Below are 21,212 nucleotides of genomic sequence, written 5' to 3'. Positions count from 1 at the left end.
ATCACCACATCAGGATGCGGCCGGGTTCACGCGAGATCGAAGCGGTCGAGGTTCATCACCTTGTTCCAGGCGGCGACGAAGTCGCGCACGAACTTCTCCTTCGCATCCGCGCTGCCGTACACCTCGGCCAGCGCGCGCAACTGCGAGTGCGAGCCGAAGATCAGGTCGACGCGCGTGCCCGTCCACTTGACCGCGCCCGTCGCACGGTCGCGCCCCTCGAACACGTCGTTCGCGCCCGACACCGGCTTCCACTCCGTACCCATGTCGAGCAGGTTCGCGAAGAAGTCGTTCGTCAGCGTGCCCGGACGATCGGTGAACACGCCGTGCTTCGAGTCGCCGACGTTCGCGCCGAGCACGCGCAGGCCGCCGACGAGTACCGTCATCTCCGGCGCCGTCAACGTCAGCAACTGCGCCTTGTCGACCAGCAGCGCCTCGGCCGGCGTCTTGTACGCGTGCTTCAGGTAGTTGCGGAACCCGTCCGCCACCGGCTCGAGCACGGCCATCGCGTCGACGTCGGTTTCTTCCTGCGACGCATCCATCCGGCCCGGCGCGAACGGCACCGTGATCGCGACACCCGCGTTCTTCGCCGCCTGCTCGACGCCCGCCGCGCCGGCCAGCACGATCAGGTCGGCCAGCGACACCTTCTTGCCGTCCGTCTGCGCATCGTTGAACGCCTTCCGCACGCCTTCGAGCGTTTCGAGCACCGCCGCGAGCGCCGCCGGCTGGTTCACTTCCCAGTCCTTCTGCGGTGCGAGACGGATGCGCGCACCGTTCGCGCCGCCGCGCTTGTCCGAGCCGCGGAACGTCGCCGCCGACGCCCATGCGGTCGACACGAGCTGCGACACCGACAGGCCGGTGGCCAGCACCTTCGCCTTGAGCGCGGCGACGTCGGCGGCGTCGATCAGCGGGTGATCGACGGCCGGGATCGGGTCCTGCCACAGCAGGTGTTCCGCCGGCACGTCCGGGCCGAGATAGCGCGAGCGCGGGCCCATGTCGCGGTGCGTGAGCTTGAACCATGCGCGTGCGAACGCGTCGGCGAACTCGGCCGGGTTCTCGTAGAAGCGGCGCGAGATCTTTTCGTAGGCCGGGTCGAAACGCAGCGACAGGTCGGTCGTCAGCATCGTCGGGCGATGCTTCTTCGACGCGTCGTACGCATCGGGAATCACTTCGTCGGCATCCTTCGCGACCCACTGGTGCGCGCCGGCCGGGCTCTTCGTGAGCTCCCACTCGTAGCTGAACAGGTGCTTGAAGAAATCGTTGCTCCACTGCGTCGGCGTCGACGTCCACGTGACTTCGAGGCCGCTCGTGATCGTGTCCTTGCCCTTGCCCGTGCCGAACGTGCTCTTCCAGCCGAGCCCCTGCTCTTCGAGGCCCGCGGCTTCCGGCTCGGGGCCGACGTTCGAGGCCGGGCCGGCGCCGTGCGTCTTGCCGAACGTGTGGCCGCCCGCGATCAGCGCGACCGTTTCCTCGTCGTTCATCGCCATGCGCGCGAACGTCTCGCGGATGTCGTGCGCGGCGGCGACCGGGTCGGGGTTGCCGTCCGGGCCTTCCGGGTTCACGTAGATGAGGCCCATCTGCACCGCGGCGAGCGGGCTTTCGAGCTCGCGCTTGCCGGTGTAGCGGCTGTTCGGGCCGCCGCTCAGTTCCAGCCAGATCTTTTCCGAGCCCCAGTAGACGTCGTCCGGCTCCCACGTGTCGACGCGGCCGCCGGCATAGCCGAAGGTCTTGAAGCCCATCGATTCGAGCGCGACGTTGCCGGTCAGGATCAGCAGGTCGGCCCACGAAATGTTGCGGCCGTACTTCTGCTTGATCGGCCACAGCAGGCGGCGGGCCTTGTCGAGGCTGACGTTGTCCGGCCAGCTGTTGAGCGGCGCGAAGCGCTGCTGCCCGCCGCCGGCGCCGCCGCGGCCGTCGGCCGTGCGGTAGGTGCCGGCGCTATGCCACGCCATGCGCACGAACAGGCCGCCGTAGTGGCCGAAGTCGGCCGGCCACCAGTCCTGCGAGGTCGTCATCAGCGCGTGCAGGTCCTGCTTCACCGCGGCGAGGTCCAGCTTCTTGAACGCCTCGGCATAGTCGAAATCCGGGTCCATCGGATCGGACAGCGCCGAATGCCGATGCAGGACGTTCAGGTTCAGCTGATTCGGCCACCAGTCCTTGTTCGTCGTGCCGCTGCCTGCGGTGTGGTTGAACGGGCACTTCGTTTCGTTCGACATGCTTTTTCTCCTTTACTTGCTCGTAGGCCCCCACGTGCCGGGCGCGGTTCGTGGAGCATTGCGGGGGGTAAGAAACAGAACGGGCGGGTTCTCCTGTCGCGCTACCGGACGTCGTGCGCGGCCTTCCGCACGCGTTCCCGCTGTCGCGCGCCGCAGGCGGGGCGCTCGGGGAAGCGGTCGCCGGCTGCCGTCGTGCCGGCGAGGCGGGTGTTTTTTCCGGTATCGGACATGCGATGCTCCGTCATGGCTTGACGGCGGGTGAATCGGGGAACACAGGACCGGCGCGGGGCGGCACTCATCCGCCATACACACGATCCGCCAGGTACGCGAATGCAATCGGACGCAGGCTGCGAACCGCCGCCCTGGCGCGATGCACGACTGTCCCGCGCGACGGGACGTTCCACTGCGCGTGCTGCAATACCGACCGCATCATGACATCCTCCTTTGACGCTTGCATTCAACGTGCATCCCGCACGTCGGCTCGATGCCGATCCATGGTGAGGATTCTATATAAATCTATCAATTATTTGAATTTAATAAATTTCATCTATTTGATAGGGAAAAATAAACGGGGTCGCACGACCCCGTTCATCACGCTGCCACACACGCATGCAGAAGGCGCGTCAGTTCATCGTGGCCGGCATGTCGAGCTTCGCGACACCGGGCAGCTCGCACGCGGCAATCGCGTCGCTGATCGCGTCGATCGCCGGCATCCGCGTGAAGCTCTTGCGCCATACGAGCACGACGCGGCGGTCCGGCACCGGTTCGTTGAACGGCACGTACGACAACAGCTCGGCATCCGGGCCGTTCGCGCGCGGGCCGATCTCGGCGACCGACATCCGCGGCAGCACGGTGATGCCGACGCCGCTCGCGACCATGTGGCGGATCGTCTCGAGCGACGAGCCCTCGAAGGTCTTCTGGATGCCGTCGGCCGTCTGCGAGAAGCGCATCAGTTCCGGACACACGCCGAGCACGTGATCGCGGAAGCAGTGGCCGTTGCCGAGCAGCAGCATGGTTTCCTGCTTCAGGTCCTCGGCGTCGATTTCGTCGCGCTTCTCCCACGGGTGGCCGGCCGGCAGCGCGACGACGAACGGCTCGTCGTACAGCGGGCGCACCATCAGGCCGGTTTCGGGGAACGGCAGCGCCATGATCGCGGCGTCGATCTCGCCCTGCTTCAGCAGTTCGAGCAGCTTCAGCGTGTAGTTCTCCTGCAGCATCAGCGGCATCTGCGGCACCCGCTGGATCATCTGCTTGACGAGCGTCGGCAGCAGGTACGGCCCGATCGTGTAAATCACGCCGAGGCGGAACGGGCCGACGAGCGGGTCCTTGCCCTGCTTCGCGATCTCCTTGATCGCGAAAGTCTGCTCGAGTACGCGCTGTGCCTGGGTGACGATCTGGTCGCCGATCGGCGTCACGCTCACTTCGCTCGCGCCGCGCTCGAAAATCTGCACGTTGAGCTCGTCTTCGAGCTTCTTGATCGCCACCGATAGCGTCGGCTGGCTCACGAAGCACGCTTCGGCCGCACGGCCGAAATGCCGCTCGCGCGCGACTGCGACGATGTATTTCAATTCAGTCAGCGTCATTGTGGGTCAATCAGAGATATACAGGCGATAGGTTTAATTTATACACCTGTTGGCACCGGTTCGCCAAGTTTCTCTGCATCGCGATGCGTCGATCGGTGGCGTTCGATCCGGCCCCGAGCCGGTGGATCAGGCCTTCAGGTACTGCTCGCGCGCGCCGAGCCAGCGCGCCAGATGCTGCGTGACGACCTCAGGATACGCGGCAATCAGCCGCGCCGCGGCCTCGCGGGCCGGGTCGATCAGCCAGCCGTCGGTCTCGAGGTTCGCGAAGCGCAGCATCGCCGCGCCCGACTGGCGCGCGCCGAGGAATTCGCCCGGCCCGCGGATTTCGAGGTCGCGCCGCGCGATCTCGAAGCCGTCGGTCGTCTCGCGCATCGTCTTCAGCCGCTCGCGACCGGCGATCGACAGCGGCCCGGTGTACAGCAGCACGCACACCGACGCCGCGGTGCCGCGCCCGACACGGCCGCGCAACTGGTGCAGCTGCGCCAGGCCGAAGCGCTCCGCGTGCTCGATCACCATCAACGACGCGTTCGGCACGTCGACGCCGACCTCGATCACGGTCGTCGCGACCAGCAGCTGCACTTCGTTGCGCGTGAACGCGTCCATCACGGCCGCCTTGTCGGCCGGCGACAGTCGGCCATGCACGAGGCCGACCTTCAGTTCGGGGAGCGCGGCGGCGAGCGTCTCGTAGGTTTCGACGGCCGTCTGCAGCTGCAGCGTCTCGCTCTCCTCGATCAGCGGGCACACCCAGTACACCTGGCGCCCGGTCAGCGCGGCCTCGCGCACGCGGGCGATCACCTCGTCGCGCCGCGCGTCGCCGACGAGGCGCGTGAGCACGGGTGTGCGGCCGGGCGGCAGCTCGTCGATCGTCGACACCTCGAGGTCCGCGTAGTACGTCATCGCGAGCGTGCGCGGGATCGGCGTGGCCGACATCATCAACTGGTGCGGCTGAAAGTCGCGCGCGCCGTTGGCCGCATTCGCCGCCTTCGCGCGCAGCGCGAGACGCTGCTCGACGCCGAAACGGTGCTGCTCGTCGACGATCACGAGGCCGAGCCGCGCGAATTCGACCGTATCCTGGATGATCGCGTGCGTGCCGATCACGAGCTGCGCGGTGCCGAGCGCGGCCGCCTCGATCGCCGCGCGTTTCTCCTTCGCCTTCAGGCTGCCCGCGAGCCACGCGACCTTCACGCCGAGCGGCTCCAGCCACGCGCGCAGCTTGCGCGCGTGCTGCTCCGCGAGGATTTCGGTGGGCGCCATCAGCGCGGCCTGGTAGCCGGCGTCGATCGCCTGCGTGGCGGCCAGCGCGGCGACGACCGTCTTGCCGCTGCCGACGTCGCCCTGCAGCAGGCGTTGCATCGGGTGCGCGAGCGTGAGGTCGTGCGCGATTTCGTCGACGACGCGCGCCTGCGCGCCGGTCAGCGTGAACGGCAGCGCCGCGTAGAAACGCGTCGTCAGCGCATCGGCATCGCTCGCGCCGCGGCGCGGCATCGCGGGCGCGGCGCGCGTGCGGCGCTCTTCGTGCGCCCGCTTGAGCGACAGTTGCTGCGCGAGCAACTCCTCGAACTTGATGCGCGTCCACGCCGGATGCGAGCCGTCCATCAGCGCGGCTTCGTCGGAATCGACGCGCGGATGGTGCAGGATGCGCACCGCCTGCTCGAGCGTCGGCACGTCGAGCGGCTTCAGGTAATCGCGCTGGATCTCGGGCGGCAGCAGTTCGGGCAGCGGCGTGCGCTCGACCGCGTTCTCGATCGCCTTGCGCAAGTACGCCTGCGATACGCCGGCCGTGCTCGGGTAGACGGGCGTGAGCACCTGCGGCAGCGGCGCGTCGGCTTCGACGACGCGCACGGCCGGATGCACCATCTCCATCCCGAAAAAACCGCCGCGCACGTCGCCGCGCACGCGCAGCCGCTGGCCGACGGCCATCTGCTTGACCTGCGACCCGTAGAAATTCAGGAAGCGCAGCACGAGCTGCTCGCCGTCGTCGTCCTGGATCTTCACGACCAGCTGGCGGCGCGGCCGGTAGGCGACCTCGTTGTCGAACACGACGCCTTCGGTCTGCGCGATGCCGCCCGGCAACAGCTCGCCGATCGGCGTGAGCGTGGTTTCGTCCTCGTAGCGCATCGGCAGATGCAGCACGAGATCGATCGAACGCGTGAGGCCGAGCTTCGCGAGCTTGTCGGCGGTTTTCACCGGCTTGTCGGCGGCCGGCTTCTTCTTGCGCTTCGCGCCGGCCGCGCCTGCTTCGTCGCTCGCGGCGGCGGCGCCGTCGGCCTCGGGCGCGGCCGCCGCGGGCTGCGCGAGCCGGCCGTCGGCGCCGCGCTTCGGGCCGGCGCGGCGCGCGCCGGGGCCCGCTGCGGGCGGCGCTAACGAGCCGGCATCGTCTGCGTCGAACGGATCGGCGGAATCGGCGACGGCAGCGGGGGAACGGCGTGGTGACACAGGCATCGGATCGTCTGGGTGCTTCGCAAGGCAAGTACAATAGCGGCTTTCACGTCGTCCGAACGAACGACGCCGGCCAGGCCGCGCATCCCGTCATCATAGCGGCTCGCGCGCCCCGATTACGCGTTTCCGCCCTGCCGGCGACGCCCGCCGGCCGCTTCGAACCAGCCCGCATGTTCACGCTTTCCGATTTCGATTTCAATCTGCCGCCCGAGCTGATTGCACAAACCGCGCTGCCCGACCGCACCGCGAGCCGCCTGCTCGAGGTGGACGGCACCGTCGAGCCCGCCCGCCTGGTCGACCGCCATTTCACCGAGCTGCCGGCGTGCATCGCGCCCGGCGACCTGCTCGTGTTCAACGATACCAAGGTGCTGAAGGCGCGTTTCTTCGGCCAGAAGGCCAGCGGCGGCAGGATCGAGGTGCTGATCGAGCGCGTGACGGGCACGCACACGGCGCTCGCGCAGATCCGCGCGAGCAAGTCGCCGGGCGCCGGCACGACGCTGCGTCTGGCCGATGCGTTCGACGTGACGGTCGGCGAGCGTGTCGAGCCGTTCTTCACGCTGCACTTTCCCGCGCCGTGCCTCGACCTGATCGAGCAACACGGCCGCCTGCCGCTGCCGCCGTATATCGAGCACGATCCCGACGCGACCGACGAAACGCGCTACCAGACGGTTTACGCGAGCAACCCGGGCGCGGTGGCAGCTCCTACGGCCGGGCTGCATTTCGACCAGCCGCTGCTGGAGAAGCTCGATGCGATGGGCGTCGAGCGCGCGACGCTGACGCTGCACGTCGGCGCCGGCACGTTCCAGCCGGTGCGCGTCGAGAACATCGCCGAGCACAAGATGCACAGCGAGTGGTACGACCTGCCGCAGTCGCTCGTCGACAAGATCGCCGCGACGCGTGCGCGCGGCGGCAACGTGATCGCGGTCGGCACGACGTCGATGCGCGCGCTCGAAGCCGCGGCGCGCTCGGCCGACGAAGCCGGCCGCGCGCTCGCGGCGACGCAGGCCGAGACCGACATCTTCATCACGCCCGGCTACCGTTTCCGCGTGGTCGACCGGCTCGTCACGAATTTCCACCTGCCGAAATCGACGCTGCTGATGCTGGTGTCCGCGTTCGCGGGCGTCGAGACGATCCGCGCCGCGTACCGGCACGCGATCGCCGAACGCTACCGGTTCTTCAGCTACGGCGACGCGATGCTGCTCACGCGGCGCGACACGCCGGAGGCGCCGGGCGCGTAAGCGCGGCGTGCGCGATCACGCACCGGCCTGCGATCGCCAGCAGCCGTTGCGCGCCTCGCGGTCGCGCCTCGCGGTCGCGCCTCGCGCTGTTACCCCGTTTTCCCGCCGTACGCGCTACGATGGCGCGCACCCGCTTTCCCCGCCGCCGGCTGCCCGGCGGCGTTTCCAACATGCGCCGAACTGTTCTTCGGTGGCAAGGAGAATGACGCGATGACCGAAGGTTCATCCCACAATACGCACGCTCATCCGAGCGCCCCCGTGCAGGACCGCCCCGCCAACGGGCTCGAATTCGAACTGCTGACGACCGACGGCCACGCGCGCCGCGGCCGCGTGAAGCTCAACCACGGCACGGTCGAGACGCCGATCTTCATGCCGGTCGGCACCTACGGCACCGTGAAGGCGATCCAGCCGCGCGAGCTGCACGAGATCAAGGCCCAGATCATCCTCGGCAACACGTTCCACCTGTGGCTGCGCCCGGGCCTCGACACGATCGACGCGCACGGCGGCCTGCACGGCTTCATGGGCTGGAACAAGCCGATCCTGACCGACTCCGGCGGCTTCCAGGTGTTCTCGCTCGGCGACCTGCGCAAGATCACCGAGGACGGCGTCACGTTCGCGTCGCCGATCAACGGCGACAAGCTGTTCCTGTCGCCGGAAGTGTCGATGCAGATCCAGAAGGTGCTGAACTCGGACATCGTGATGCAGTTCGACGAATGCACGCCGTACGCGACCAACGGTGTGCCGACGACGCACAAGGAAGCGGCCGACTCGATGCGCATGTCGCTGCGCTGGGCGAAGCGCTCGCTCGACGAATTCAACCGGCTCGGCAACCCGAACGCGCTGTTCGGGATCGTCCAGGGCGGGATGTTCGAGGATCTGCGCGACGAATCGCTCGCGGGCCTCTCGGAACTCGGCTTCCACGGCCTCGCGATCGGCGGGCTGTCGGTGGGCGAGCCGAAGGAAGACATGATGCGCGTGCTGCGGCACGTGGGCCCGAAGCTGCCGGCCAGCAAGCCGCACTACCTGATGGGCGTCGGCACGCCGGAGGATCTGGTCGACGGCGTCGCGAACGGCATCGACATGTTCGACTGCGTGATGCCGACCCGCAACGCGCGCAACGGCTGGCTGTTCACGCGCTTCGGCGACGTGAAGATCCGCAACGCGACGCACAAGAACTCGCTGAAGCCGCTCGATTCGACCTGCACCTGCTACACGTGCCAGAACTTCTCGCGCGGCTACCTGCATCACCTGCACCGGGTCGGCGAAATCCTCGGCGCGCAGCTCAACACGATCCACAACCTGCACTACTACCTGCAACTGATGAGCGAGATCCGCGACGCGATCGAAACGCATACGTTCGACGCATTCCGGCAGCGCTTCGCGGAGGATCGGGCGAGAGGGGTCGACTGACGGGCCGACTGCCCGCATCACAGCCCGCCGCATAGGACGCGTACTAAATTGAGCGATCCCGATACCGGTCGCGACCGCCAAACATTACAATTGCCTTTCCAAACAAGCCGCAATGGTATCGGATCATGCTTTAACAGCTTGATCCGAAAGCGCATTTGCCGCGCCGTTTGCGCATGGGGCCGGTGGTAGAATAACCGGCTTATTTTTCGATCTTCCCCTACGGAGAGACCAACGTGCCGTTCATTTCCAATGCCTTCGCGCAAGGTGCCGGTGGCGCCGAATCGAGCCTGATGAGCTTCCTGCCGCTCATCCTGATGTTCGCGGTGCTGTACTTCATCATGATCCGTCCGCAGATGAAGCGCCAGAAGGAACACCGCAACATGCTCGCGGCCATGGCGAAGGGCGACGAAGTCGTCACGAGCGGCGGCCTCGTCGGCAAGGTGACGAAGGTCACCGAAGGCTACATCGGCGTCGAAATCGCCGAAGGCACCGAAATCACCGTGCAGAAGGCTGCCGTCACGACCATTCTGCCGAAGGGCACGATCAAGTCGCTGTAAGGCCTTCACCGAGCGTCCGGCTCCCCGCGCCGTGCCCGCCTGAGAGAGCGGGCCGCCGCGGCGCCGGACGCGACGCTTTCACGCCAACCACCCGTTCGGCCCCCTCATGAATCGTTATCCACTCTGGAAATATGTCGTGATGGTCGTGGCGCTCGCCATCGGCCTTCTGTACACATTGCCCAACTTCTTCGGCGAAGCGCCGGCGGTGCAGGTGTCGAGCGGCAAGGCCACGGTCAAGCTCGACTCGACCACGCTGACCCAGGTCGAATCGGCGCTCGCGTCCGCGCAGATCAAGCCGGACGACATCACCTTCGAGAACACGGCGACCAGCGCGAACATCCGCGTGCGCCTGAAGGACACCGATACGCAGCTGCGCGTCAAGGACCTGCTGCAGAAATCGCTGAACACCGACCCGAACGATCCGCAGTACGTCGTCGCGCTGAACCTGCAGAGCGCGTCGCCGCGCTGGCTGACCGCGCTGCACGCGCTGCCGATGTATCTCGGCCTCGACCTGCGCGGCGGTGTGCACTTCCTGCTCCAGGTCGACATGACGGGCGCGCTCACGAAGAAGCTCGACTCCGACGCGTCCGATGCACGCGCGCTGCTGCGCGACAAGAACATCCGCGACGGCGGCGTGAGCCGCGTCGAGCAGTCCGTGGTCGTCAACTTCAGCGATGCGCAGACGGCGGAAGATGCCCGCAAGGTGCTCGCCGCGTCGATCACCGAGCTGCAATGGGCGACGCAGCCCGGCGGCGGCGGCACGCAGGTGGTCGGCACCTTCACGCCGGCCGTGCAGAAATCCGTCGAGGACGCCGCGCTCAAGCAGAACCTGACGACGCTGCACAACCGCGTCAACGAACTCGGCGTGTCCGAGCCGATCCTGCAACAGCAGGGCAGCGACCGCATCGTCGTCGAGCTGCCGGGCGTGCAGGACACCGCGAAGGCGAAGGACATCATCGGCCGCACCGCGACGCTCGAGGCGCGCCTTGCCGATCCGATCAACACGCACCCGAACCCGAACGACCCCGTGCCGCCGGGCGAGGAGCTGTTCACGCAGGGCAACCAGGCGCCCGTGCTGCTGAAGAAGGACGTGATCTTCACCGGCGACCGCATCATCGACGCATCGGCCGGCTTCGACGAACACCAGCGTCCGTCGGTCAACATCCGCCTCGATTCGGCGGGCGGCCGCGCGGTGCGCACGGTGTCGCGCGAGAACATCGGCAAGCCGATGGCGATGGTGCTGTTCGAGAAGGGCAAGGGCGAAGTGCTGACGGTCGCGACGATCCAGTCCGAGCTCGGCGACCGCTTCCAGATCACGGGCCAGCCGACGCCGCAGGCCGCGGCCGATCTCGCGCTGCTGCTGCGCGCCGGTTCGCTCGCCGCGCCGATGGACATCATCGAGGAACGCACGATCGGCCCGAGCCTCGGCGCCGACAACATCAAGATGGGCATCCACTCGGTGATCTGGGGCTTCTGCGCGATCGCCGTGTTCATGATCGCGTACTACATGCTGTTCGGCGTGGTATCGGTGATCGGCCTGTCGGTGAACTTGCTGCTGCTCGTCGCCGTGCTGTCGCTGATGCAGGCGACGCTGACGCTGCCCGGTATCGCGGCAATCGCGCTCGCGCTCGGCATGGCGATCGACTCGAACGTGCTGATCAACGAGCGCGTGCGCGAAGAACTGCGCGCCGGCCAGCCGCCGCAGCTCGCGATCCAGGCCGGCTACGCGCACGCGTGGGCGACGATTCTCGACTCGAACGTCACGACGCTGATCGCCGGCCTCGCGCTGCTCGCGTTCGGCTCGGGCCCGGTTCGCGCGTTCGCGATCGTGCACTGTCTCGGTATCCTGACGTCGATGTTCTCCGCGGTGTTCTTCTCGCGCGGGATCGTCAACCTCTGGTACGGCGGCCGCAAGAAGCTGAAGTCGCTCGCGATCGGCCAGGTGTGGAAGCCGGAAGGCGCGGCCGCCGCGTCGTTCACCGACGCGGACGAATCGACCGACACCGCGCGCGCCGCGAAGCTCGCCGCCCCGGCAAAGGGCAACGCGCCGCGCGCCGGCAAGCCGCAGTTGCGCAACCGCGCGCAGCAAGGCGTGTCGCCGAAGAAACCGGGCTCGACCCAATAAGGCCCCGGAGACGAAGCCATGGAATTTTTCCGCATCCGTAAAGACATTCCGTTCATGCGGCACGCGCTGGTGTTCAACGTGATCTCGCTGGTCACGTTCCTCGCCGCCGTGTTCTTCCTGTTCCACCGCGGGCTGCACCTGTCCGTCGAATTCACCGGCGGTACGGTGATCGAGGTGCAGTACCAGCAGGCCGCGGAGCTCGAACCCGTGCGCGCGACGCTCGGCAAGCTCGGCTATGCCGACGCGCAGGTGCAGAACTTCGGCACGTCGCGCAACGTGCTGATCCGCCTGCAGTTGAAGGAAGGCCTCACGTCCGCGCAGCAGAGCGACCAGGTGATGGGCGCGCTGAAGGCGCAGAGCCCGGACGTCACGCTGCAGCGCGTCGAGTTCGTCGGTCCGCAGGTCGGCCGCGAGCTCGCGACCGACGGTCTGCTCGCGCTCGCGTGCGTCGTGATCGGCATCGTGATCTACCTGTCGTTCCGCTTCGAATGGAAGTACGCGGTGGCCGGCATCATCGCCAACCTGCACGACGTCGTGATCATTCTCGGCTTCTTCGCGTACTTCCAGTGGGAGTTCTCGCTGGCGGTGCTCGCGGCGATCCTCGCGGTGCTCGGCTACTCGGTCAACGAGTCGGTCGTCATCTTCGACCGGATCCGCGAGACGTTCCGCCGCGAACGCAAGATGAGCGTGCAGGAAGTGATCAACCACGCGATCACGACCACGATGTCGCGTACGATCATCACGCACACGTCGACGGAAATGATGGTGCTGTCGATGTTCTTCTTCGGCGGCCCGACGCTGCACTACTTCGCGCTCGCGCTGACGGTCGGCATCATGTTCGGCATCTATTCGTCGGTGTTCGTCGCGGGCTCGCTCGCGATGTGGCTCGGCATCAAGCGCGAAGACCTGATCAAGGAAAAGAAGACCGCGCACGATCCGGACGATCCGAACGCGGGCGCGCAGGTTTGAGCGCTGCGCGGTTTCGGCGGATATACGAAGGCCGGTCCTGTTGGACCGGCCTTTTTTCATGTGGGCGTCGCCGCCCTCTTCTCGCGGCGCGACGGCACAGGTGGCGGGCTACGGTATCGTGCCGTCGCGTCGCGATGGGGATATGGCCACGCTATTTCAACGGCAAGTCAGACACCGCGTCGCGTAGTTGCGCGGCGCGTCTGTTGTTGAGTTCTGCAACACAGGCCAGACGCTGCATCTCAAGTGCATTGCCTATAGCACCTCCGCCCAATGAGGAGACGCCAATCACTCCGTTCGAGCATTCGCCGCGCAGTTCGCGCTCACTCTGAACCGAGGTATCCGGCGCGGCTATGGAGATGATTGGAAAAGTAATAGCCGCGACTAATAATACGATTTTGCGCATATTCGCCCTGTCCTGTATTGCATCGCCTTCAATGCGCAGTTGGCTTTGCCGCATAAGTGAAACCACCGCCCGGCGCGCCGGATGCGAACCGGCTCGTGCCCGTCCCGTTCCCGCACGCGAAGGTCGATCGGTCGACGAGTGCGGCGCTGCCGCCGCGTGAATTCGGCACGACCGTCGACTCGCAACTCCGGCAAGCGCTCGATGCGCTGGTAGGGCGCGCGATTGCGAAGGTTGATGCGAAACCATGGTCGATGCCGGCGAAGCCGGTCTGCGAATCGGAAGGTAATCCGTCTACATGATTCCGGCTTCCAACTCAATCCGGCCCGGTCATCGAGCACGACAATATTTGCCTTTCTGGTAACGGTGAATTACTCCATTCCGGTAAATCTCTTTTCCGAAACCCTTCCAAAGATTGGTAGCCGCTCACGTTCCAGTTGTAGCCGCTTGCTCGCTCAACTTCTACGACAGAGTAACGGCATCGACTACTGCGATTCTTCAAGCGAAAGACTATTCGCTCCTGGTCGCCATCGAATTTCTTCTCCAGAATTTCGTAGGGGGACGACTTGCAGATGCTGTACTCATCAACTGCCATCCGGATTTCGCAATCCCGGGAATCCCATCTGGTATCGCCTACCGCCTTGTCGATGCCGTCCTGCCATTTCTCGAAGCCCGTCTTCGGTGGTGCCTGAACCGCCATATCAGTCCTTTCCGGCTAAATTGCCCGAGTGGTTTGCGAAATATCCCGCAAGACTCTACAAAGCGAAGGGCAAAATCGCCATAAGACGTGACTGAATTTTGTAAGGCTCATTTCGAGCTACAGGGCAGTCTCCGAAATATCACCAACCGAAAAAGGCGGCACATAAAAAAATCGCCCCCCCTTTGGAGGGCGGCGGACACATCGCCGCCTCACCCAAGCCTCACCGGAACCCGAACCGCCGCCGCAGCACCACCAGCGCCACGAGGCTCAGCACGGCCGCGAACATCAGGTAGAAACTCGGCGCGGTCTTCATCCCGGTCGTCTTGATCAGCCACGCGATGATGAACGGCCCGAAGCCGCCGAAGATCGTCACCGCGACGTTGTACGCGAGCGACATCCCGGTCGTGCGCGTCTGCACCGGAAACACCTCGGACAACAGCCCCGGCAGCGCCGCGAAATAGCCGGTCATCAGGAACGCGAGCAGCACCTGCAGCGCGATCAGCGTGCCGAAACCCGGATGCGCGACCAGATACGCGAACGCCGGATAGATCAGCACGAGAATGCCGACGGCCGGCGCGATCATCACGCGCACGCGGCCATAGCGATCCGACCAGTGGCCGACGAGCGGCGCGAACGCCATCTGGATCACGCCGACCACGAGAATCGCGGCAAAAGCGGCCGACGGCGCGAGGCCGAGCTGCTTCACGCCGTAGGTCGGCATGAACAGCACGAGATAGGTCGCGACGGTGCCGAGCACGACCACGCCCATCGCGGCGACGAGCCGCGCCTTGTGCGACGCGAACGTATCGCGCAGCGGGCTCGCGGTGCTTTCGGCCGCGAGGAATTCGGGCGTCTCGTCGACCTTCGCGCGGATGTAGTACGCGACCGGCCCGAGCAGCAGCCCGAAGAAGAACGGCACGCGCCAACCCCACGCAGCCATCTGGTCCGCCGTGAGCTGCGCGTTCAGCACGGTGCCGAAGCCGGCCGCGAGCAGCGTCGTGAGCCCCTGGCTCGCGACCTGCCAGCTCGCGAAGAAACCGCGCCGCCCGGGCACATGCTCGGCGAGGAACGCGGTCGCGCTGCCGAACTCGCCGCCCGCCGAGAAGCCCTGCATCAGCCGCGCGGCGACGAGGATCAGCGGCGCCGCGACGCCGATCGTCTGGTAAGTCGGCAACACCGCGATCACGAGCGTACCGGCCATCATCAGCAGGATCGACAGCGTGAGCGCGGCCTTGCGGCCCGCGCGATCGGCGTATGCGCCGAGCACGATCGCGCCGAGCGGCCGCATGAAGAACGACACGCCGAAAGTGCCGAGCGTGAGCAGCAGCGACACGGTGTCGTTGCCGGCCGGGAAGAACAGCTTCGAGATCGTCACCGCGAAAAAGCCGTAGACGACGAGATCGAACCACTCGAGCGCGTTGCCGATCGACGCGGCGACCACCGCGCGCCAGACGCGCGGCGACGAAGCCATGGAGCTGGACTGCGTGACGGCATGCATCGGCGATCTCCTTGTCGTTGTACGTTCTGTTCGATGTTCGAGGCGGCCGACGTCGCGCCGTCGGCCTGCCCGGCGCCACATGGCCACATGCGACGTTCGGGCGATTATAGGCGCGCAAAAAAACCGCCGCGCCCCGGTAACGGGAGCGCGGCGGTTTGCCCGCGGGGGGCCGACGCGATGGCCGGCCGCGTCGGGGAGTATTACTGCTGCTTGACGGCTTCGGCCGTGATCAGCAGCTTCGTCTTCATCTTGAAGCCGTACTGCTTGCCGTAGTCGAGGCCGAAATCGTCGCGGCTGAATTCGCCGACCGCGTCGACGCCGCACACTTCACGCTTGAGCATCGGGTGCGGCATGCACTTGAACGAATCGATCTTCAGCGTGAGCGGCTTCGTGACGCCATGCAGCGTCAGGTTGCCGACCACCGACACCGGCTTGTCGCCGTCGAACTTGATCGTGCCCTTGTAGTTCGCCTGCGGGAACTTCGCCACGTCGAAGAACTCGGCCGTCTGCAGGTGCTCGTCGAGCTTCGCGCTGCCCGTGTGGATCGACGCGATGTCGGTCGTCACGTCGACCGTGCCGGTCTTCGCCGCGCGATCGAGCGTCACGGTGCCGCTCGACTTGTCGAACTTGCCGCGCCAGACCGACAGGCCGCCGAAATGGTCGGCCTCGAAGCTCGGGTACGTGTGGCTCGAGTCGAACTCGTAGGTCGCGCTTTCGGCGAAGGCCGAGAACGACAGCGAAGCGGCCAGCGCGCCGGCGGCGATGATCAGATGCTTTTTCAAACTTTTTCTCCTGGAAACGGCGCCGCGCCCTCGCGCGGCATTCAGTTGAGGCGGCAACCAGCCGCTTACTTCGTTGCGACGAGATGGAACTTGATCTGTACTTCGTCCGCGACGATCGACGTGTCCTTCCACTCGCCGGTGCCGACGTTGAAGGCCGAACGCTTGATCGGCAGCACGCCGTCGAACGTCTGCGTCGCGCCGCTCTGCGTGACGGTGACGGGCACCGTGACGGTCTCGGCCTTGCCCTTGATCGTCAGCTTGCCGGTCACGTTGTACTTGTTGCCGCCGGCCGGCGCGATCGCCGACGACACGAAGGTCGCCTGCGGATAGGTCTTCGCGTCGAACCAGTCCTTGCCGGCGACCTGGTCGTTGTACATCTTGTCGCCGAGGTCGAAGCTCGCGACGTCGATCGTCATTTGCGCGCTGCCCTGCGCGGCTTTGGCCGGGTCGAACTTCACCTGCGCGGAAAATTTCTTGAACGCGCCTTCGGTCGGCACGTTCATCTGCTTCGACACGGCGGACACCTTGCTCTTCGCGAGATCGACATCGGCATGCGCCGCGCCCGACGCGACAAGCGCCGCCGCGGCGAACGCGGTCAGCATGGAGCGGGAGAAAGACACTTTCATGGGATCCTTCATTTGGCAAAGGGAAGCATGCGCGACAGCAGGCCGTCGCGGTCCAACAGCTGGTGCTTGAGCGCCGCGAGCACGTGCAGCGAAACGAGCGCAAGCAGAATGTAATTCAAAGTCACGTGCAGCGTCTTGAAGGTTTCCTTGAGCGCCGGATCGGGGTCGATCAGGCGCGGCAGCGGCACGATGCCGAGATAGACGACCGGGATGTTCGACGCCGAGCTGTACAGGTAGCCCGTCGCCGGGATCACGATCATCAGTACGTACAGCAGCATGTGCACGCCGTGCGACGCCGCGCGCTGCCACGCCGGCGTGTCGTCCGGCAGCGGCGGCGGCACGTGGGTCGCACGCCACAGCACGCGCACGACGGCCAGCGCGAACACCGTCACGCCGATCCACTTGTGCCACGAGAAGTACTTCAGCTTGGTCGGCGTGAAGCCGGGGATGTCCGTCATCACCCAGCCGAGCGCGAAGCCGCAGATAATCAGCAGCGCGATCAGCCAGTGCAGCGCGATCGCGGTCTGCGAGTAACGTACCGGCCGGGCCGGCAGCGAATTCGATGCCATCGTGGGTCCTCAGTTGAGCGAACGGCTGCGCCGGCAAATTCGACCGACGCGAGTCAAGGCCGCCATGCTACCGCAACCTTTTGTCCCGCGCGGACTCTGAGAACAGGCGCGCCAGCCGGCTGCCATGCCTGCGTCATGTTACCGCCCGGTCACCCGGCAACCGGACGTTGACCCATCGAAAAAGCCGTTTTGGTAAGATTGGCGCGGGTTCCGGCCCCGTCGACGCGTCCCCGAGCCGCCGCAACACCGCCTTTTCCATGCAACGATACGACCTGATTGCCTGCCACGAATGCGACGCACTGTTGCATAAACCGCGTCTTCACGGTCGCGAAATCGCGCGCTGTCCGCGCTGCGACGCGCTGCTCTATCGCAACAGCACCACGCAGATCGAGCGCATCACCGCGCTCGCGGTCGCGGCGCTCGTCACGTTCATCATCGCGCAGGCGTTCCCGATCCTGGAAATGGACCTGAACGGCACCCGCGTGCAGACGACGCTGATCGGCGCGATCGACACGCTGTGGCATCAGGACATGGCGGCCGTCGGCGTGATGGTGTTCTGCTCGACCGTGCTGTTCCCGCTCGTCGAGATGGCCGCGCTGCTCTACGTGCTGCTGCCGATCCGCCGCGGCGTCGTGCCGCCGGGCCTGAACCTCGTGCTGCGCACGATCCAGCTCGTGCGGCCGTGGGGGATGATCGAGGTGTTCATGCTCGGCATCGTGGTCACGATCGTGAAAATGGTGAGCCTCGCGCGCGTCGTGCCGGACGCGGCGCTGTTCGCGTTCGGCGCGCTCACGCTGATGACCGCCGTCGTGCTGATGTTCGACCCGCGTACGGTGTGGGACATCGCCGACGATCTGCGCGCCGGCCGCGCGCCCGGGCGGCCCGACGCCGCCGCGCCGCTGCCGGACGCGCCCCGCCGATGACGAGGGCCACGCCGACCGCCGCCCGCGAGGGCTACGCCAGTTGCCACGCATGCGGGCTCGTGCAGACGATCGACCGGCCGCACGCGCATTGCGCGCGCTGCGGCAGCGCGCTTCACGTGCGCACGCCGAACAGCATCATGCGCACGTGGGCGCTGCTGCTCGCGGCCGCGATCCTGTACATTCCGGCGAACCTGCTGCCGATCATGCGCACGTCGTCGATCGTCGGCTCGCAGCAGGACACGATCATGAGCGGCGTCATCTATTTCTGGACGTCCGGCGACTGGCCGCTCGCCGTGGTCGTGTTCGTCGCCAGCATTCTGGTGCCGATGCTCAAGCTCGGCGTGCTGACGATTCTCGTGACCAGCGCGCAGCGCCGCGCCGCCTGGCGGCCGCTGCAGCGCACGCGCCTGTACCGGATCGTCGAGCGCATCGGCCGCTGGTCGATGCTCGACATCTTCGTCGTGACGCTGACCGTCGCGCTCGTCCATTTCCGTTCGCTCGCCGTCATCACGGCCGGCCCCGGCGCGCTCGCGTTCGGCTCGGTCGTGATCCTGACGATGCTCGCGTCGATGCAGTTCGATCCCCGCCTGATCTGGGATCCAGTCGAAACCTCAGGGAATCACCATGAATAATCCACAAGGCCCGCAGCAAGACGCGCCCCGGCCGCCCGATCCGGCGATCTCGACGAAAAGCGGCTGGCTGCCGTCGCTCGTCTGGCTCGTGCCGCTGATCGCCGCGCTGATCGGCATCGGCCTCGTGATCAAGTCCGTGCGCGAGCGCGGCCCGGAAATCACGATCAGCTTCCACAGCGCCGAAGGGCTCGAGCCGGGCAAGACCCAGGTCAAGTACAAGGACGTCGAGATCGGCATGGTCAAGACGATCAAGCTGTCGAAGGACCTGTCGCGCGTGCTGGTCCAGGTGCAGCTCAAGAAGGAAGCCGAGGACTTCGCGGTCAAGGGCTCGCGCTTCTGGATCGTGCGGCCGCGCGTCGGCGCGACCGGCGTGTCGGGGCTCGGCACGCTGCTGTCCGGCGCATACATCGGCGTCGACGCCGGCCACGGCCAGGACACGCTGACCGACTTCACGGGCCTCGAGACGCCGCCCGCCGTCACGGGCGACCAGAAAGGCACGCAGTACGTGCTGCGCGGCGATTCGCTCGGCTCGGTCGACATCGGCTCGCCGGTCTACTACCGCCGCGTGCAGGTCGGCCAGGTGGTCGGCTTCTCGCTCGACAAGGACGGCACGGGCGTCACGTTCAACGTGTTCGTCAATGCGCCGTACGACCAGTACATCGGGATGAACACGCGGTGGTGGCAGGCGAGCGGCGTCGACTTGCGGCTCGATTCGAGCGGCCTGAAGCTGAACACGCAGTCGCTCGCGACGGTGATCCTCGGCGGCATCGCGTTCCAGACGCCGCCGAACCAGGGCACCGGCACGACCGCGCCGAACAACACGACGTTCCGTCTCGGCTCCGACGAAGGCGACGCAATGCGCGACCCGGACGGCCAGCCGCTGCAGGTCGTGATGAACTTCAACCAGTCGCTGCGCGGGCTCGCCGTCGGCGCGCCGGTCGACTTCCGCGGCATCGTGCTCGGCGAGGTGACGAACATCGGCATCGACTTCGATCCGAAGACGAAGAACTTCCTGATGCCGGTGACGATGAACGTGTATCCGGAACGCCTCGGCCGCCGCTTCCGCGAGACGATCGAGAGCAAGGGCGAACCGGCGCGCCGCGAGATCGTCGAGCGGCTCGTCCAGCACGGGCTGCGCGGCCAGCTGCGCACCGGCAACCTGCTGACGAGCCAGCTGTACGTCGCGCTCGACTTCTTCCCGAAGGCGCCGGCCGCGAAGATCGACACGGCCCACCAGCCGCTCGAGCTGCCGACCGTGCCCAATACGCTCGACGAGCTGCAGCTGCAGGTCGCCGACATCGCGAAGAAGCTCGACAAGGTGCCGTTCGACCAGATCGGCGCAAACCTGAACAGCGCGCTCGCGAACGCCGACAAGCTGTTCAAGCAGCTCGACACGCAGGTCGCGCCGCAAGCGCGCGACACGCTGTCGGCCGCGAAGCAGACCTTCTCGACCGCCGAGGCGACGCTGCAGCAGGATTCGCCGCTGCAGTCCGACGTGCGCGGCGCGCTGAAGGAGCTCACGCGCACGCTGCAATCGCTGAATGCGCTCGCCGATTATCTCGAGCGTCACCCCGAATCGCTGCTCAAGGGCAAGCCAGGAGATCAACCATGACGACGACACGCGTGAACGGTTTCGCGAGCGGCGCGGCGGCAGCACTCGCCGCACTCGCGCTCGCCGCGTGCAGCTCGCCGCCCGCGCGGTTCTACACGCTCAGCCCGGCCGACGCCGCAGCGCCGCTGCGCACCGCGCCGGCCAACCCGGCGTTCCTGATCGAGGTGCCGTCGGTCGGCGTGCCCGAGCAGGTCGCGAAGAACCAGCTGGTCGTGCAGAAGAACGCCGCGCAGGTCGACGTGCTCGAGCAGGAACGCTGGGCGTCGCCGCCCGCCGACGAGATCCGCCGCGCGCTGTCGGACGATCTCGCCGCGCAGCTCGGCACGATCGACGTCGCGAATTCCGCCTATCCGGCCGGCGTGCCCGTGTACCGGATCAGCGTGAACGTGCAGCGCTTCGAGTCGTGGCCGGGCAAGCGCGCCGCGCTCGACGCCGTGTGGAGCGTGCGCTCGCTCGCCACGCAGGCCGTGATGACCTGCCGCACGAGCGTCGCGGAACCCGTCGCCGACGGCTACGACGCGCTCGTCGCCGGCCACCGGCGCGCGCTCGACGTGATTGCGACGCAGGCCGCGGCCGGCGTGCGCGCGATGGCCGCTCGCGGCGGCGCGGCGGCCGCGCCGGCTGCTGGCGGCAAGACGGCCGCCGCGCCGGTCGTGCCGTGTCCGGCCAACCCGACGCCCGGCGGCGACGCCGGCGCGACGGGCAAGTCGGGCGCATAAGCGAACGCAGGCGGCACGGGCGCGAACGTTCGACACGGCGCGGCGTTCGCGTGCGCGGTGTCGCCCGGCGCGGCGCGTCCGGTCGCACGCGCCGGACACCGGCAGCACGCCGCAGCCCGCCTCGCGCCTGCGTCCCATCGGCCGAAACGGCCGTTGACATTCTTTGTCAAAGCCCCCGGAACCCGCGCCATGCAACGCGGTCGGCTTGCGTTTTCCG

The 21,212-nt window shown here is 66.8% G+C and carries 20 protein-coding genes; 10 read left to right on the top strand and 10 right to left on the bottom strand.

What is annotated here, in order from left to right:
• Positions 1 to 26: 26 nt before the first annotated feature.
• The 4 genes from katG to recG all read right to left on the bottom strand — a co-directional run bounded on the left by katG (position 27) and on the right by recG (position 6,238).
• Positions 27 to 2,213: a catalase/peroxidase HPI gene (gene katG / locus WS64_RS01940; RefSeq protein WP_060965597.1), complete on the bottom strand. Its 2,187-nt coding sequence runs from the start codon at positions 2,211 to 2,213 to the stop codon at positions 27 to 29.
• Between the two features lie 101 nt (positions 2,214 to 2,314).
• Positions 2,315 to 2,443 carry a hypothetical protein gene (locus WS64_RS35465; protein WP_269138936.1) on the bottom strand — a complete coding sequence of 43 codons (129 nt, stop codon included), beginning with the start codon at positions 2,441 to 2,443 and terminating at the stop codon, positions 2,315 to 2,317.
• Between the two features lie 393 nt (positions 2,444 to 2,836).
• Positions 2,837 to 3,796: a LysR substrate-binding domain-containing protein gene (locus tag WS64_RS01935; protein ID WP_006754461.1), complete on the bottom strand. Its 960-nt coding sequence runs from the start codon at positions 3,794 to 3,796 to the stop codon at positions 2,837 to 2,839.
• A 126-nt stretch (positions 3,797 to 3,922) separates the two neighbouring features.
• A complete protein-coding gene (gene recG, locus WS64_RS01930) occupies positions 3,923 to 6,238 on the bottom strand; it encodes an ATP-dependent DNA helicase RecG (protein ID WP_060965596.1) in 2,316 nt (771 codons plus the stop codon).
• Positions 6,239 to 6,405: 167 nt separating this feature from the next.
• On the opposite strand from recG, the gene queA reads away from it, so the two are divergent.
• The 5 genes from queA (at position 6,406) to secF (ending at position 12,534) form a co-directional block, all read left to right on the top strand.
• On the top strand, positions 6,406 to 7,473 hold the full coding sequence (queA, locus tag WS64_RS01925; RefSeq protein WP_060965595.1) for a tRNA preQ1(34) S-adenosylmethionine ribosyltransferase-isomerase QueA: 1,068 nt from the start codon (positions 6,406 to 6,408) through the stop codon (positions 7,471 to 7,473).
• A 210-nt stretch (positions 7,474 to 7,683) separates the two neighbouring features.
• Complete coding sequence (tgt, locus tag WS64_RS01920; RefSeq protein WP_060965594.1) at positions 7,684 to 8,883, top strand: tRNA guanosine(34) transglycosylase Tgt; 1,200 nt, start codon at positions 7,684 to 7,686, stop codon at positions 8,881 to 8,883.
• Positions 8,884 to 9,116: 233 nt separating this feature from the next.
• On the top strand, positions 9,117 to 9,440 hold the full coding sequence (gene yajC, locus WS64_RS01915) for a preprotein translocase subunit YajC (RefSeq protein ID WP_006476868.1): 324 nt from the start codon (positions 9,117 to 9,119) through the stop codon (positions 9,438 to 9,440).
• A gap of 106 nt (positions 9,441 to 9,546) precedes the next feature.
• Positions 9,547 to 11,565: a protein translocase subunit SecD gene (secD, locus tag WS64_RS01910; protein WP_059581177.1), complete on the top strand. Its 2,019-nt coding sequence runs from the start codon at positions 9,547 to 9,549 to the stop codon at positions 11,563 to 11,565.
• An 18-nt stretch (positions 11,566 to 11,583) separates the two neighbouring features.
• Complete coding sequence (gene secF, locus WS64_RS01905) at positions 11,584 to 12,534, top strand: protein translocase subunit SecF (RefSeq protein ID WP_059581175.1); 951 nt, start codon at positions 11,584 to 11,586, stop codon at positions 12,532 to 12,534.
• Between the two features lie 151 nt (positions 12,535 to 12,685).
• Here the strand turns inward: secF and WS64_RS34105 are convergent, their stop codons facing one another.
• On the bottom strand, positions 12,686 to 12,937 hold the full coding sequence (locus tag WS64_RS34105; RefSeq protein WP_155720379.1) for a hypothetical protein: 252 nt from the start codon (positions 12,935 to 12,937) through the stop codon (positions 12,686 to 12,688).
• A gap of 56 nt (positions 12,938 to 12,993) precedes the next feature.
• Between WS64_RS34105 and WS64_RS01900 the strand changes: the two genes are divergently transcribed.
• A complete protein-coding gene (locus tag WS64_RS01900) occupies positions 12,994 to 13,236 on the top strand; it encodes a hypothetical protein (protein WP_060965593.1) in 243 nt (80 codons plus the stop codon).
• 14 nt (positions 13,237 to 13,250) lie between these two features.
• Here WS64_RS01900 and WS64_RS35055 read toward each other — a convergent pair whose 3' ends face one another.
• From WS64_RS35055 to WS64_RS01880, 5 genes are all read right to left on the bottom strand, one after another.
• Entirely contained in the window at positions 13,251 to 13,634 is a 384-nt protein-coding gene (locus tag WS64_RS35055) for a hypothetical protein (RefSeq protein WP_081103763.1), read from the bottom strand.
• Between the two features lie 220 nt (positions 13,635 to 13,854).
• Positions 13,855 to 15,132 (bottom strand): MFS transporter, encoded by a 1,278-nt coding sequence (locus WS64_RS01895; RefSeq protein WP_060312674.1) that lies wholly within the window; start codon positions 15,130 to 15,132, stop codon positions 13,855 to 13,857.
• Positions 15,133 to 15,332: 200 nt separating this feature from the next.
• The gene (locus tag WS64_RS01890) at positions 15,333 to 15,914 is read right to left on the bottom strand and encodes a YceI family protein (RefSeq protein ID WP_060965592.1); all 582 of its coding nucleotides are present in this window, start codon (positions 15,912 to 15,914) and stop codon (positions 15,333 to 15,335) included.
• 65 nt (positions 15,915 to 15,979) lie between these two features.
• Positions 15,980 to 16,540 (bottom strand): YceI family protein, encoded by a 561-nt coding sequence (locus WS64_RS01885; RefSeq protein ID WP_060966873.1) that lies wholly within the window; start codon positions 16,538 to 16,540, stop codon positions 15,980 to 15,982.
• Between the two features lie 8 nt (positions 16,541 to 16,548).
• The gene (locus WS64_RS01880) at positions 16,549 to 17,109 is read right to left on the bottom strand and encodes a cytochrome b (RefSeq protein WP_060965591.1); all 561 of its coding nucleotides are present in this window, start codon (positions 17,107 to 17,109) and stop codon (positions 16,549 to 16,551) included.
• Positions 17,110 to 17,366: 257 nt separating this feature from the next.
• Between WS64_RS01880 and WS64_RS01875 the strand changes: the two genes are divergently transcribed.
• Genes WS64_RS01875 through WS64_RS01860 form a run of 4 tightly spaced genes read left to right on the top strand, consistent with a single transcriptional unit; the run spans position 17,367 to position 20,995 of the window.
• Positions 17,367 to 18,032, top strand: a complete 666-nt coding sequence (locus WS64_RS01875; RefSeq protein WP_059581157.1) for a paraquat-inducible protein A — start codon at positions 17,367 to 17,369, stop codon at positions 18,030 to 18,032.
• On the top strand, positions 18,029 to 18,664 hold the full coding sequence (locus WS64_RS01870) for a paraquat-inducible protein A (protein WP_060965590.1): 636 nt from the start codon (positions 18,029 to 18,031) through the stop codon (positions 18,662 to 18,664). The genes WS64_RS01875 and WS64_RS01870 overlap by 4 nt, the downstream gene beginning before the upstream one ends.
• Positions 18,657 to 20,276 carry a PqiB family protein gene (locus WS64_RS01865; RefSeq protein ID WP_060965589.1) on the top strand — a complete coding sequence of 540 codons (1,620 nt, stop codon included), beginning with the start codon at positions 18,657 to 18,659 and terminating at the stop codon, positions 20,274 to 20,276. Before WS64_RS01870 ends, WS64_RS01865 begins: the two co-directional genes overlap by 8 nt.
• Positions 20,273 to 20,995 (top strand): PqiC family protein, encoded by a 723-nt coding sequence (locus WS64_RS01860; RefSeq protein ID WP_060965588.1) that lies wholly within the window; start codon positions 20,273 to 20,275, stop codon positions 20,993 to 20,995. The genes WS64_RS01865 and WS64_RS01860 overlap by 4 nt, the downstream gene beginning before the upstream one ends.
• Positions 20,996 to 21,212 lie beyond the last annotated feature (217 nt).

Origin of the sequence: Burkholderia anthina, from assembly GCF_001547525.1 — a bacterium.
GTDB lineage: Bacteria > Pseudomonadota > Gammaproteobacteria > Burkholderiales > Burkholderiaceae > Burkholderia > Burkholderia semiarida.
The sequence above is the reverse complement of the archived record's forward strand: the minus strand, read 5'-3'. Positions and strand labels throughout refer to the sequence as shown.

Bases quoted from the DNA above. Each gene is read 5' to 3' on its own strand.
- queA (WP_060965595.1), top strand. From the start codon at position 6,406: ATGTTCACGCTTTCCGATTTCGATTTCAATCTGCCGCCCGAGCTGATT.
- WS64_RS35465 (WP_269138936.1), bottom strand. From the start codon at position 2,443: ATGTCCGATACCGGAAAAAACACCCGCCTCGCCGGCACGACGGCAGCC.
- WS64_RS01935 (WP_006754461.1), bottom strand. From the start codon at position 3,796: ATGACGCTGACTGAATTGAAATACATCGTCGCAGTCGCGCGCGAGCGG.
- WS64_RS01860 (WP_060965588.1), top strand. From the start codon at position 20,273: ATGACGACGACACGCGTGAACGGTTTCGCGAGCGGCGCGGCGGCAGCA.
- WS64_RS01875 (WP_059581157.1), top strand. From the start codon at position 17,367: ATGCAACGATACGACCTGATTGCCTGCCACGAATGCGACGCACTGTTG.
- recG (WP_060965596.1), bottom strand. From the start codon at position 6,238: ATGCCTGTGTCACCACGCCGTTCCCCCGCTGCCGTCGCCGATTCCGCC.
- WS64_RS35055 (WP_081103763.1), bottom strand. From the start codon at position 13,634: ATGGCGGTTCAGGCACCACCGAAGACGGGCTTCGAGAAATGGCAGGAC.
- secF (WP_059581175.1), top strand. From the start codon at position 11,584: ATGGAATTTTTCCGCATCCGTAAAGACATTCCGTTCATGCGGCACGCG.
- katG (WP_060965597.1), bottom strand. From the start codon at position 2,213: ATGTCGAACGAAACGAAGTGCCCGTTCAACCACACCGCAGGCAGCGGC.
- secD (WP_059581177.1), top strand. From the start codon at position 9,547: ATGAATCGTTATCCACTCTGGAAATATGTCGTGATGGTCGTGGCGCTC.
- WS64_RS01880 (WP_060965591.1), bottom strand. From the start codon at position 17,109: ATGGCATCGAATTCGCTGCCGGCCCGGCCGGTACGTTACTCGCAGACC.
- WS64_RS34105 (WP_155720379.1), bottom strand. From the start codon at position 12,937: ATGCGCAAAATCGTATTATTAGTCGCGGCTATTACTTTTCCAATCATC.
- WS64_RS01865 (WP_060965589.1), top strand. From the start codon at position 18,657: ATGAATAATCCACAAGGCCCGCAGCAAGACGCGCCCCGGCCGCCCGAT.
- WS64_RS01885 (WP_060966873.1), bottom strand. From the start codon at position 16,540: ATGAAAGTGTCTTTCTCCCGCTCCATGCTGACCGCGTTCGCCGCGGCG.
- WS64_RS01870 (WP_060965590.1), top strand. From the start codon at position 18,029: ATGACGAGGGCCACGCCGACCGCCGCCCGCGAGGGCTACGCCAGTTGC.
- WS64_RS01895 (WP_060312674.1), bottom strand. From the start codon at position 15,132: ATGCATGCCGTCACGCAGTCCAGCTCCATGGCTTCGTCGCCGCGCGTC.
- tgt (WP_060965594.1), top strand. From the start codon at position 7,684: ATGACCGAAGGTTCATCCCACAATACGCACGCTCATCCGAGCGCCCCC.